Genomic DNA, 13,666 nt, shown 5'->3' on the forward strand with positions numbered 1-13,666 from the left:
ACCATATATCTAACCTAAGTTCAGATATCCGGGGCAGGGCAAAGCTGAAAAGTCCGCTTTGTGCCAGCAGCAGACTTTTGGACTTCAACCATGCATACATTCCAATACAGATTACAACTCTGATTAAAAATTATTTCTTTCTTGAGCTTTCACGAATGCGGGTCGGTTCATTGTTCTAACTATATAGCTGTTAGTTTCTGAGTTGATGTCTAATCCACACACTTTTGCCCATTGCAATGTGTGAGAGAGAAAAATGTCAGCCAGAGTAAAATAATTACCTGCGATCCAAGTATGAGCTGAGTTGAAGTGAATTTGGGAGATAACCTTGTCTGCTTCTTCTCTAAAGTAATTCATTAAGGTTGTGGAGCGTTGATTTTCTGGAGTAAAAATGATGTGTTTGAGCAACCCCCATACAGGTGCTTCTAAATCGGTGAGGCTAAAGCTCAACCAAGAATTAACAGAGGCTTTTTCACCCAAGTTTGCGGGATAAAGAGTGAGATTTTGATGTTTTTCACAAAGGTAGATACATATGGCAAGGGTCTCACTTATTGATACTTCTTCGTCTATCAAAAAAGGAACTTTTCCAAGAGGATGCGGTGATGTCACGTTAGAACCGCGATTGAAAAGATCAACTTTAATGGCCTCGTAAGTTACTCCAATTTCTTCAAGTACCCAAAGTACTCTCAGAGATCTACTTTTAGGATAAGTATAAATCTTCATTTCAAACCCTTTTGTTTATTTACCAACTTGTATGCCGCCATGAGTCTCAACCTTTGAAAGCAGTGATCGCTGTGGTGAGACTGTAGCGCGGACATGTCTATTTAGTCAGAGACGGACATCTCAATTTAGCTACTACAATTTAAGTGCGCATAATGTATATTATGTTAAATTGCGAACTGGATAAGCAACGTCTTAGTCTTATCCCCAGGTCTCACCTGATAGAGTCAGCAAATTACTACCCTACTGTCGGAATCTTGTTTCCCCTGTTTTGAGCCAACCATGGCTATTCGGACAAGCATGGTTAACATGGACTTTCGTTGGTGCGATGTTTTTTCGATGCTGCCCAAATTGCTACGATTTTTATTGTGAGTTGTTGCAAAATGCGCCGTACAAAAGCACTGCGTAAAGGGTTTCAATGGAACTGATTGCACATATAACACAAGACATAAGATATGTGGTTGAGCATAAGGAGCATCAATCCTCGCAGATACAACCTTTTCACTTGTCCAGTTTTCATTTAAAACACTCGGTTCTAATACGGATTACTGGAGGAAATGCCCAATTTTTTTTTGATTTAAATGAGACTCTCCCCCAAATGATTTATAGTGACGACATCATCTATATTGAAAAAGGATGTACATTCTCATTTAACCACAAAAAAACATTGAAGAGCGATCACGTCCAGGTCATTGAACTTACAGAGGATGTACTAAAAAGAGCATTGCCTGTCTGCACATATATTTCTCCTGTAGAGCATAGAAAACTTCCAGGAAGAATGAGTAAATATTATTCTGTGAAAAGTGAACATTCTCTCGATAACACTTTTGAATATATCTGCCGTAATGCCACAGCAAAAATAATAGATAAAACTAAGATGGTTAGTAGCGTCTGCTATTTATTATCCGTCTTTACTAAACATCATGGGTTTATAGATTCCCTTGAGCGGGCTATGAGTAGCAGTTATTCAGAACGAATCCATAAAATAATATCAAGTGATATTAAATGTAAATGGACATTGCAACTCTGTGCAAAAAAACTACACGTTAGTATTGCAGCCTTAAAACGGAAATTACAAAAAGAAGGCTCATCTTTCAGGACAGTTTATTTAGATACCCGAATGTGTCACGCATTAAATCTTATTAAAAAATCATCAAAAAGCGTGGCTGAAGTTGCTTATGAAAGTGGTTTTCGTTCAAGTTCAAGCTTTTGCACCGCATTTCGTAAATACTATGGTATTACGCCCACAAAAGTTAACAAAACACTACAGAACAAAGCATAACTCTGCGTTCCGTTGAATTGAATTGCGTTAGACTAAAATACCTGCATATATCACTAATAAGTCATGATAAACATCTTCGCCTGGATAAACAAAAATATAGAATCCCCTATTAACGTTGAAGATCTGGTAAAAATTTCAGGTTACAGCAGAAGACATTTACATACACTGTTTATGCAATATACAGGACACAGTGTCGCGGAATACGTACGTTTGAAACGCCTGTCCTATACAGCTCATCTGCTCAAACTCACCAATCTGTCCGTGCTGGATATATCATTACGTTATCACTACGACTCGCCACAGAGTTTTAGTCGGGTTTTTAAGCGTTATTATCAAATGACACCCCTCGCCTATCGTCGAAGCCAGCAATGGGGTAAAAAAATTCATTTTGTTGATCCATCAGAAAGAACAGATGTTGTCTATGATTTTGTTTATTATGAAGGTGATACTTTTTCAGGGAGCCTCCATCAGTTTCATCTCGATATGTCATCGCGTTTAGATTTCTGGCAAAAAGCAGCTATGCAAATAAATGATATGAAATTTCGCTCACTTCAACACACTTCGCAAATTAGAAGTGGTGTAAGCTACTACCCTTCCCTTCATAGTAAAAGCTCCATGGTTGTTGATTATGTATATGATGATGGAGCAAATAGTAAAACAGATATTGCAATAGCAAGTGGTGATTATATTAAAATTTCTCGACGAGGTATTTTGAATGACATGGTCGGATTGCCGAATGTTTTATATAGAAACATTCTTTATGCACATAATCTCATCAGAGGTAATGGCCGTGATTTCGAAATTATTGAAAGAGACAAAGGTCATACAATCAATTTCTCTTACTATATTCCTGTAAAAATGTAATCTACTTTGGATGTTACATTTTGAATAACGGCTACGTCGCCCCGCAGCAAACGGATCTGAAGCCGAACACGCCCGTATATGCAGCACATGCAACTTGAAGTATGACGAGTATATCTCCCACCACAAATATTAATAAGTGGCAGGAGTGCGATCAGTTCCTGTATCTCCAGTTATTTAATGTGTAGGGACATTTTCTGATACCACCCGAACGCGGACCTGCTTGTTTTGCAATGAGTGCCCGTCCATCACTGCGGGCATAAGCCACGACTGCCCTGTAGCACCGGGCACGTCGTACCATCTGTTACCATCCGGGGAAATTTCCCATTGATAACGAAATAGCAAAGAGCAATCTTTGTCAGTGTCACAGGTAGTCTTTGCCTGCAATGTGCTGCCAACAACGGGTGCATTTGTACTGCCATTAAGTTCTTCAGTTCCAGCAGTGAAAAGTATTTGAACACTGCTCACTTTATCGGTGAGATTCATCACCGGGGTCATACGGATAGTACCATTTACCGGATGAGTGCCCCCCGGGCCTGTAGCTGAAATATTAAGTTCCATCGCTGCCAGTGTCATACGTGCTGTAGGATCTTTGACAACGAGTTGCACTTTTTCGATCCATTGTCCATCACGTTCTTCACCCCCCAAAGATTTAAACGACAGTCCGGGACTATGAGTACTATATTCCACGTTATCAGGTTTTAAGCTTTTCCATTCGTCTTTCGAGCGTACTCGAACATAATGCCATTCTATGATACTGCCATTGTCATCGTTGACTGTTGGTGAAGGAATAACAAATTTACCCTCTTCACGGCGAACTTCATCATGAAGTACGTTTAAATAAGGTGTGAAACTTTCAGGATTAATACTTACTGTAACCGGGATGCGCTCAGAGGTTACCGAATTTCCCCGGCTGTCCGTAACTTTTAAATACAATGAATATTCTTTATTTTCAGTGACGTCCAGAGAGAGAGCAGGTAATCGCAATCCACTATTGACATTACCCTGTTGTTGTAATCCGCCAATAAGTTCAGCGTCACCTGTCCACTCAATGCGTTCAACTGGATAACGACTGTTTATAGTTGCACTTAACGTGACAGTGTCACCTGACTGACCGTTTACAGGTGAGGCATATACTCGTATACGACTGGCCTGTTCGCGATATTCCATAACAATATTGTAATTACGATCAACAAAGGCAGTACGGTTGGTCGTGTTACTGGCTGGGCGAACCTGGGAAGGATCCAACTGTGCCCTCAGCGGTACACCAAAGGTGTAATTCAGGTTTAATCCCGCTTCTGTTTGTGAACCACTACTACCGGCATCTTTGTACCCCGCCTTGATCTCAACAAGAGGTACTGGTTTCCACGTAATTGCACCAGTGAACGCCGCAGGATCGCGAGTCAGTGAGTCGTTCCCGAGGATATCGACTTTATCACCAAAATATTGTTCAAATGCCAGTTCCGCTCCAAACCAGGGCAGTGACGGTAACGCACCTTTGAGCCGTACATCAATACCCGTTGCCGGTCTTTCATCATGAAGCGGTTGCACTTTCGAAGTTTTCCAGTCCGAGAGAGGAAAGTACCAGTTGCCAGCCAGACTCATACTATCGCGAAATAACTCAACGCCCAGACTTCCCCGTAAATGATCGTAACGTACATCAGCATCCAGGAATGAGTTGATACCCAGTAACCACTCGCCGACATCCTGACGCCAGCCAATACCGGTGTTTACGAAAAAACGGCCATTAAAACTATTATTATCGTGGTCGCGTAGGCCCAACTGTCCAAATAAGATCGAACTGGTGGACTGATATAATGGAATCAGCAGGTCTGCTTCTGCTGAACGATACTTGCTTGCGTCTTCCAGGGTGATCCCCCCACGAAACTGCGCCTCGGGCAGCCAGTGTTTGATACCGCTGGTAATGCCATCGTTAGCAATAGTTTGTGGTAGCGTCTGAATCTGATTTTTTGCGAAGTCGCTAATATTACCTTCTTGCAACAAGCTACCCAGGGACGATGCGCGTGAAGCCAGCCATTCTGCTTCGGGTTGATCTGTTTTATCGGCGCTGCTATCTGCACCTGATCGAGTGATTTCCGGTAGCATTGCCTGGGCAAGTGCCGCCGGGGTCAGCAGCTGTGTACCGACTAATACCCAGGCCAACCAGCGAGCCAAAGGTGTAGGTGTGAATTTCACTGATTATCTCTCCATGACAGAACCAGAAAGAGCCCTTCCCTTATAAAAGAGCTCATTTTATTTTTGCTATACTCGTCATACTTTGAGTTGCATATGCTGCAACTGGAATTATCCCGAATAAATTAGGATTTTTTGGCGACTACAGGAGGTGTTTTACTGTCATTTATGGTCAACGGTGTAAGTTCGACTTTGAAATAAAGGTTTTGTTGATCCGATGGAATCGTATATGTCGAATTTGATGCGTTATCTATTTTTGCATATATTCCATTCAACTCATTTGCGCTAAACCACTGAAATGAATAACCTTCCGAATCACAATTGCTTGCAGTAGACTTTTCGTCATCTTTGAAAGAACACTTTGTAGATAAGGTTGCGCCAACAATTGGAGAGTTTATTGAGTCAGTACCATTCAATTCGTTAGATGGATTTTTATCTCCCGGATTATTTATTATAATACTTACATTTGAAGCACGGTTCGTAATGATACCATCTGTACCTCCTTCAAGGCCTTTAATCTTTGACGTTAATTTAATTTTATGTGTTGAGAATGCCTGATAAGGATGACCTGCACTTGCAGCGACTTTATACGTAATCCAGATTACACTCTGAGAGGCATTTTTTGGAATTTCAAATTGTGTACCTGAATGTGATGGAGTACCACTTAAGTCAGGATTATTTACATTTTTATTAATCAGAAACCATTTAATCTCAGATTTATCAAGAACAGATTCTCCCTTTCCTGTGGTATTATCAATACCATCGCCGTCTTTATCAGTATAAAATAATTTATCTATTCTTAACGTCTGACCTATATACAACATTCCCTTTACCTCCAAACCTTCTTCCCCTGCAACAGCAACAGGTCGATAACCAACCGATGGTGCTGTAGTTGCAGAAGTCAGAACGCCAGTGTCATTACCTTCTGCAGCGAAAGCCACCCCAGAAATAAGAGTTGTAGAAATAGTCACTGCCAGTAGTGTTTTTTTTATCACGATAAAGCCCTTTTGTTAGTTATGAAGAAATGTCCTTATGAGGGAAAATTTAAGAATAACATCCCTCTGCACGATACTATGCGGTTTTAAATGCTCTTCAGACAAGAACGGTGAACAAGCCGAATAGACAAAAAAATCTTGCCAATCATAGAGATATTAAAAAATGAATATTTAAAAATGAGCTTATAAATAAAATATTTGAGCCAATAGATAAATCAGGAACTCAATTTCATTCGAAAGAAATATACTTACCAACATATTATTCAATACCGAAACTAATAAACAAGCCAATATTAACAAACGCAATCACCCTTCACCAGGTAAACTGTAACCCAGTGCAACTATAAGGATTAATTTCTAGCCAAAAACATCACCAAAGACAGTTAACACCTAAAATATGCATAATTATCAATTAGATATTTAATAGTTAAAAACTTTTCAACTGTAAAATCTTGCAATAACTACTCACAAAGTGGCACAATCCGAGACGCTAATGATAATTGTTACCATTTAGGCTTGTATGTTAATAGCAAAATATCTTTGCCTACTGAAACCATTTTGGGTACGTAAAAACAATAAAACTTCAGTATTTTTGATCATCGTTATCCTCGCCATGATCCTTGGCGTTGTAAAAATTCAGGTGTGGTTGAATGACTGGAACAACGATTTTTTCAATGCTCTAAGCCAAAAAGAGACTGATAAACTTTGGCAGCTGGTGTTATGGTTTCCGGTGCTTCTTGGTGTCTATGTATTAATATCCGTAAACAAAACATGGCTTATTAAACTACTGACAATTCGTTGGCGCGAGTGGTTAACTGACTACTATCTTAAGCGCTGGTTACAGGACAAAAATTACTATTTCAGCCAACTCGACACTGAACATAAACATACCGATAACCCGGACCAACGTATTGCCGAAGACATCCTGCTTCTGATTAGCAAAACGTTAAGTCTTGCATTTGGCTTTATCCAGTCATTGAGCATGTTGGTCACTTTTACGGTTATTCTTTGGCAAAGTGCGGGTACACTTTCGTTCTCCCTTGCAGGAGAAACGTGGCATATTCAGGGTTATATGGTGTACACCGTGGTGTTTATTGTTATTGGCGGAACACTTTTTACCCATAAAGTAGGCAAGCGTATTCGCCCGCTCAACGTTGAGAAACAGCGTAGTGAAGCAAATTTCCGTGCCAACCTTGTGCAGCATAATAAGCAGGCAGAGCTAATTGCTCTGAGTAATGCAGAACACCACCAGCAACAAGAGCTGTCTGATAATTTCACTACCATTAAGAAAAACTGGCACCAATTAATGAACCGCCAGCGTTGGCTGGACTACTGGCAGAACGTCTACTCACGTTCACTGAGTGTACTGCCCTACTTTCTTCTGCTGCCACAATTCATTACCGGGCAGATCAATTTAGGCGGACTGATGAAATCACGCCAGGCTTTTATGCTGGTCTCGAATAACCTCAGTTGGTTTATCTATAAATACGACGAACTTGCAGAACTGGCAGCTGTTATCGACCGTTTGTACGAATTTCATCAACTCACTGAACAACGCGTGGTTAAAAAGCCGGATGTTAATGATCATAAGATTCAGGTAAAAGATGGCACTATTCATACCCCGGATAATCGACCATTGCTGGAAAATCTCAACCTCAAGGTTGTTCCTGGCAAGTGGCTGTTGTTAAAAGGTATTTCTGGAGTTGGTAAAACAACAGTATTGAAAACGTTATCGCACTGCTGGCCGTGGTTTCAGGGTGATATTTCTTCCCCTGTTGATATTTGCTACGTACCGCAAGCGCCATTAATTAAGTCTGGGAAGCTGAAAGATATTATTTGCAAAACGCTACCTGTCACTGTGGATGACAACGGCATTAACAACGCCCTACATCTGGTAGGTTTAGTTAAATTAAAGGATCGATTAGAAGAGTTTGATCGCTGGGGAGATATTTTATCCAGTGGAGAAAAACAACGAATCGCTTTAACCAGAATTCTCTTACATCGTCCGAAATGGATATTTTTGGATGAAACAACCTCTCATCTGGAAGAACTGGAGGCAATCCGCTTATTACGTTTAGTACGCCAACAATTACCTGGAAGTGGTGTCATTATGGTTTCTCATCAGCCGGGATTGTGGTCTCTGGCAGACGATATTTGTGACATTAGCGCGGCTTAATAATTATAACAAAAGCCCGCAGAGGAGATTTTTTAATGAAACGAGTGCTTATTCCAGGCGTCATTTTATGTGGCGCCGATTTAGCCGTTGCCGCTGAGGATAACGAAAAATATACCCCTTTCTTCGAACAAATGACGGTATATGCCCCTGTGCCCGTGCCAGTAAATGGCAATACACATTACACAAGTGAAAGTATTGAACGATTACCCACGGGTAATGGCAACATTAGCGATTTGCTAAGAACTAACCCTGCGGTGCGTATGGATACCACCCAGAGTACTTCTTTAAATCAGGGCGATATTCGCCCGGAAAAAATTTCAATTCATGGTGCTTCGCCCTATCAAAATGCTTATTTGATTGATGGTGTAAGCGCCACAAACAACCTAAATCCAGCGAATGAATCTGATAGCAGTAACGCAACCAATATCAGTGGTATGTCGCAGGGATATTATCTTGATATCTCGTTACTGGATAATGTCACTGTTTATGACAGCTTTGTTCCGGTGGAGTTTGGTCACTTCAATGGTGGCGTCATTGATGCCAAAATCAAACGTTTTAATGCTGATGACAACAGTATCAAACTGGGCTACCGCACGACGCGCTCAGACTGGATGACTTCGCATATTGATGAAAAAAACAAGAATGCCTGGAACCAGGGATCTTCAGGGAGTACTTATTACTCTCCTGAGTTCAAAAAGAACTTCTACAGCCTGTCATTTAACCAGGAGCTGACAGATAACTTCGGCGTAACCGCTGGTTTCTCACGTCGTCAGTCGGATATTACCCGTGCAGATTATGTTTCCAACAACGGTATTGTTGAAGGCCGCGCACAGTATAAAAACCTGATTGATACCGCACTGAGTAAATTCTCCTGGTTTGCCAGTGATACGATTACCCACGATCTGACATTCAAATATACTGAATCTCGTCGCGATTATAACACCAGTACCTTCCCGGAATCTGACCGTGAAATGGGTAACAAATCTTACGGTGTCGCATGGGATATGGATTATCAGTTAGCAAAAGCGAAACTGCATACTACCCTCGGGTGGGATCATATTAGCGACTACACTCGTCATGACCATGACATTTGGTATACCGAAGATGTATGTACATATGGTGATATTCGCGGTCGTTGTACCCGTGGTGGATTAGGCCATATTTCTCAGGCCATAGACAACTACACCTTCAAAACGCGCCTTGACTGGCAAAAAATCGAGATCGGCAATTTCACACATCAACCTTATCTTGGTGCGGAATATATCTACTCTGATGCCTGGACGCAGCGACATAACCAGTCTGAGTCTTATCAAATTAAGTCTTCCGGGATTAAAACCAACCACACCATTTACCATAAAGGGAAAGGGAGTTTGGGAATCGATAACTACACCCTCTACCTGGCTGATCGTATGAGTTGGAAAAATATTTCCCTGATGCCTGGTCTACGTTACGACTACGATACTTACCTTAAGAACACTAATATCTCACCACGTTTTATGACTGAGTGGGATATTTTTGCCGATCGGTCGTCACTCATTACTGCCGGTTATAACCGCTATTATGGCGGTAATATTCTTGACATGGGGTTAAGGGATATCCGTAACAGTTGGACCGAATCGCTTTCCGGTAACAAAACGCTGACCCGTTATGAGGATCTCAAAACACCTTATAACGATGAACTGGCATTGGGATTACAGCAAAAAATTACCGATAACGTTATTGCCAGAGCAAACTACGTTTATCGTTCTGCCCATGACCAAATCAGCAAAACCAGCCATACCGATAGCGCAACAAAGACGACAATTACCGAATATAACAATGACGGTACGACTAAAACGCACTCATTTAACCTGAGTTTTGAACTGGCCGAGCCTCTTCAGGTCAGCCAGTTTGCGATCAACCCGCAAATTGTTTTCAGCTATATCAAAAGTAAGGGCAATCTACGACTAAACAGTGGCTATGAAGAAACCAATACCGGCGACAATAAAGTCGTATACAACGGAAATCTGGTCTCTTATGACAGTGTACCGGTGGCTGATTTTAATAACCCGCTGAAGATCTCGCTAAATATGGATTTCACCCACCAGCCTTCTGGCCTGGTATGGGCAAATACCCTCACCTGGCAGGATGCACGGAAAGCTCGCATTCAGTTAGGCAAAACAAACTCGCAATATCAGAGTCAGTACGCTGATTACAAACAGTATGTTGATGAAAAACTGGATAGTAGCCTGAACTGGGATACCCGCATTTCCTGGACGCCTCAGTTCCTTAAAGCCCAAAACCTGACGTTCAGTGCCGATATCCTCAACGTTTTGGATAGCAAAACTGCGGTCGATCTCTCAACAGCAGGCGTCTCTACCTACGCCAGCGGTCGGCAGTTCTGGCTTGATGTCAGCATGAAATTTTAACCCTGAAAAATTGAGTTAGCCGGGTGGGATTTCCCTACCCGGCTTTTGTATGGAGAAAAAAATGAGGAAACTCTGTTACTTACTGACCTTTGTCGCAACATTGCTGCTAATTCCAGAAAGATTAATAGCAGCTCCCCTACCGCAAGATGAAAAATTGATTACCGGGCAACTGCAAAATGGCCTGAAATACATGATTTACCCTCATGCTCAACCGAAAGATCAGGTGAATTTATGGCTGCAAATTCATACAGGTTCATTACAGGAAGAAGATAACGAGCGCGGTGTGGCACATTTTGTTGAGCATATGATGTTCAACGGCACCAAAACCTGGCCGGGGAATAAAGTTATCGAAACGTTTGAAAGCATGGGCTTGCGCTTTGGCCGTGATGTCAATGCGTATACCAGCTATGACGAAACGGTATATCAGGTTAGCCTCCCGACCACGCAGAAAGAGAACCTGCAAAAGGTGATGTCCATTTTTAGTGAATGGAGCGCAGAGGCAACCTTTGATGAGAAAGAAGTTGCGGCAGAACGAGGAGTAATTACCGAGGAGTGGCGCGCCCATCAGGATGCTAAATGGCGCACATCTCAGGCACGTCGCCCTTTCCTACTGGCTAACACGCGTAATTTAGATCGCGAGCCGATTGGTCTGATGGATACCGTTGCCACTGTTACACCGCAACAGCTACGTGCTTTCTATCAGCGTTGGTATCAGCCAGACAATATGACCTTCATTATCGTCGGTGATATCGACAGCAAAGAAGCACTGGCGTTGATCAACAATCATTTAGGCAAACTGCCCGCAACCAAATCGGCTCAAAATCGCGTCTGGCCGACAACCGCGGAAAACAACCTGCGCTTTAATATCATTAATGATAAAGAAAACCGCGTAAATGGCATTGCCCTCTATTATCGTCTGCCGCTGACTCAGGTAACGGATGAGCAAAGTTTCATCGAACAAGCTGAGCTGAGTATGCTTATTCAGTTATTTAATCAGCGACTGCTGGAACGTATTCAGTCCGGTAAACTGAAACATATTTCTGGCGGAACTGCGCGTAGCGTGAAAATCGCCCCTGATTATCAGTCGCTATTTTTTCGAATTAATGCTCGTGACGACAATATGCAGGATGCCGCAAATGCCTTAATGACTGAACTGGCAACTATTGATAAATACGGTTTTTCCACCGAGGAACTGGAAGACCTGAAAGCCACACGGCTGACCTGGCTGAAAAATGCTGCGGATCAGCAGGCTGAGCGAGACCTGCGTATGCTGACCAGTCGTATCGCCTCCAGCTCACTGAATAACACGCCATTCCTCTCCCCGCAGCAGACTTATCAACTGTCTGAGCGTCTCTGGGCGCAAATCACCGTCGAAAGCCTGGCGCAGAAATGGCAGCAACTAAGGAAGAATCAGGATGCGTTCTGGGAACAAATGGTAAACAGCGATGCTGCAGCCAAAAAAGCGCTCTCGCCACAAGCCATAAAGCAGCTGGAAAAAACCTATGCTGATAAAAAACTGCCGCCATACGTTTTCCCTGGAATAAATTTAACCCTGACGGTTGCAGATAATGCCCAGGCGAAAATCACTCACCAGGAAAAGCTGGCTGACGATCTGACTTCGTTGACGCTCTCTAATGGCGCACGTGTCGTGGTAGCGAAAACGGCGAGCAATGAAGAAAAACTGCAAATCATTGCGGTATCAGATAAAGGTGATCTGAGTTTCCCGGCGGAACAGAAAGCGATTATTGCGCTGGCAAATAAAGCGGTTAGCGGCAGCGGAGTTGGGCAGTTGTCTGCCTCAAGCCTTAAGCGCTGGAGTGCGGAAAATGCCGTGACAATGAGCACCAAAGTCAGCGGGCAAAATACTCTGCTCTCTGTCAATGCGCGAGTGAATAACCCTGAGCCTGGCTTCCAGTTGCTAAATCAACGAATCTCGAACAGCAAAATCAACGACAATATCTGGGAGTCTATGAAAAATGCCCAGATTCAGTCGCTGAAAACATTGGATCAGCGTCCGGCAGAGAAATTCGCGCAGCAAATGTATGAAGCCCGTTATGCCGATGACCGTGCGCAGCGTCTGACTGAAAAACAACTGGCGCAATTTAGTGCTGAACAAGCTCTGGCAGTTGACCGCCAGCTCTTCTCATCTCCCGCAGATCTCACGTTTGTGATTGTCGGTAATATTGATGAGGAAACATTGCTGCCGTTAGTGACACGTTATATCGGTTCTCTGAAGCAGAGTGAACATGTTCTGTCCGCTGGCCAACCGTTAAAACGGGCAACCACGAATGCGAATATTACGCTGAAAGAACAAAATGAACCTGTCGCACAGGTGGCACAATGGAAGCGCTTCGATACCCGTTCGCCTGTAACCCTGCCTGTACGAATGGCGCTGGATGCCTTTAACGCCGTACTGGCGAAAGATCTTCGGGTGAATATTCGTGAGCAGGCTTCCGGGGTGTATAGCGTCTCCTCTCGTCTTTCTGTTGATAAACAGGCCAACGATCTGACGCATGTCATCGGCTTTACCTGCCAGCCGGAGCGCCATCAGGAATTGTTAACGCTTGCTAATAAGGTGATGGCTGATCGCCTCGTGAAAGGCATTAATGCGCAGGAGCTCAATGAGTATCGTAAAAATATGCAGCGAAATCTGGAGATCCAACAACAGAACACACAGCAATTAGCGAATACTATTGTCAGCAGTCTTGTACAATATAATGATCCTGCGGCCTGGACCGAACAGGAAAAGCTCTTGCAGCAACTTACCCCTGAACAGGTGAACAACACTGCGCGTAAATATCTCTCCTCAGCAGTAAATATTTACTCTGGTGTATTGTTGCCAAAATAAAATATTTCGGAACCACAACTTTAATACGGTTGTGGTTCTGTCCTGCTAAAAAATTTATCGCAAGAAATATTCGACATATCTGATATTGATTGTTTTGAGATTATTTTTATTATTTTGTTTATGCATTAATTCCACCTAAAAATAAATACCAATGAAACAAAATTTATCCTGTAACACATTGTTTTA

The 13,666-nt window shown here is 42.6% G+C and carries 8 protein-coding genes; 5 read left to right on the top strand and 3 right to left on the bottom strand.

What is annotated here, in order from left to right; all coding sequences use genetic code 11:
* Positions 1-123: 123 nt before the first annotated feature.
* Positions 124-720 (bottom strand): glutathione S-transferase family protein, encoded by a 597-nt coding sequence (locus K0335_RS02860; RefSeq protein WP_219393717.1) that lies wholly within the window; start codon positions 718-720, stop codon positions 124-126.
* A 415-nt stretch (positions 721-1,135) separates the two neighbouring features.
* Between K0335_RS02860 and K0335_RS02865 the strand changes: the two genes are divergently transcribed.
* Complete coding sequence (locus K0335_RS02865) at positions 1,136-1,999, top strand: helix-turn-helix domain-containing protein (protein ID WP_000419008.1); 864 nt, start codon at positions 1,136-1,138, stop codon at positions 1,997-1,999.
* Positions 2,000-2,062: 63 nt separating this feature from the next.
* Positions 2,063-2,863 carry an AraC family transcriptional regulator gene (locus K0335_RS02870; RefSeq protein WP_104917284.1) on the top strand — a complete coding sequence of 267 codons (801 nt, stop codon included), beginning with the start codon at positions 2,063-2,065 and terminating at the stop codon, positions 2,861-2,863.
* A gap of 174 nt (positions 2,864-3,037) precedes the next feature.
* On the opposite strand, the gene K0335_RS02875 is transcribed toward K0335_RS02870, so the two are convergent.
* A complete protein-coding gene (locus K0335_RS02875; protein WP_104919775.1) occupies positions 3,038-5,056 on the bottom strand; it encodes an inverse autotransporter beta domain-containing protein in 2,019 nt (672 codons plus the stop codon).
* 122 nt (positions 5,057-5,178) lie between these two features.
* Positions 5,179-6,048: a ZirU family protein gene (locus tag K0335_RS02880; RefSeq protein WP_104919776.1), complete on the bottom strand. Its 870-nt coding sequence runs from the start codon at positions 6,046-6,048 to the stop codon at positions 5,179-5,181.
* A gap of 520 nt (positions 6,049-6,568) precedes the next feature.
* Here K0335_RS02880 and K0335_RS02885 point away from each other — a divergent pair.
* The 3 genes from K0335_RS02885 (at position 6,569) to K0335_RS02895 (ending at position 13,480) form a co-directional block, all read left to right on the top strand.
* Positions 6,569-8,224: an ABC transporter ATP-binding protein/permease gene (locus K0335_RS02885; RefSeq protein WP_219393718.1), complete on the top strand. Its 1,656-nt coding sequence runs from the start codon at positions 6,569-6,571 to the stop codon at positions 8,222-8,224.
* Positions 8,225-8,259: 35 nt separating this feature from the next.
* Positions 8,260-10,632 carry a TonB-dependent siderophore receptor gene (locus tag K0335_RS02890; RefSeq protein WP_160194049.1) on the top strand — a complete coding sequence of 791 codons (2,373 nt, stop codon included), beginning with the start codon at positions 8,260-8,262 and terminating at the stop codon, positions 10,630-10,632.
* A gap of 61 nt (positions 10,633-10,693) precedes the next feature.
* Positions 10,694-13,480, top strand: coding sequence for a pitrilysin family protein (locus K0335_RS02895; protein ID WP_001228361.1), 2,787 nt, complete (start codon positions 10,694-10,696; stop codon positions 13,478-13,480).
* Positions 13,481-13,666: the final 186 nt, after the last annotated feature.

This window comes from Escherichia sp. GZ89 (assembly GCF_019366485.1).
In the GTDB taxonomy this organism is placed as follows: domain Bacteria; phylum Pseudomonadota; class Gammaproteobacteria; order Enterobacterales; family Enterobacteriaceae; genus Escherichia; species Escherichia fergusonii.

Coding starts and splice junctions, on each gene's coding strand:
- K0335_RS02860 (WP_219393717.1), bottom strand. CDS start 720: ATGAAGATTTATACTTATCCTAAAAGTAGATCTCTGAGAGTACTTTGG.
- K0335_RS02885 (WP_219393718.1), top strand. CDS start 6,569: ATGTTAATAGCAAAATATCTTTGCCTACTGAAACCATTTTGGGTACGT.
- K0335_RS02870 (WP_104917284.1), top strand. CDS start 2,063: ATGATAAACATCTTCGCCTGGATAAACAAAAATATAGAATCCCCTATT.
- K0335_RS02895 (WP_001228361.1), top strand. CDS start 10,694: ATGAGGAAACTCTGTTACTTACTGACCTTTGTCGCAACATTGCTGCTA.
- K0335_RS02890 (WP_160194049.1), top strand. CDS start 8,260: ATGAAACGAGTGCTTATTCCAGGCGTCATTTTATGTGGCGCCGATTTA.
- K0335_RS02865 (WP_000419008.1), top strand. CDS start 1,136: ATGGAACTGATTGCACATATAACACAAGACATAAGATATGTGGTTGAG.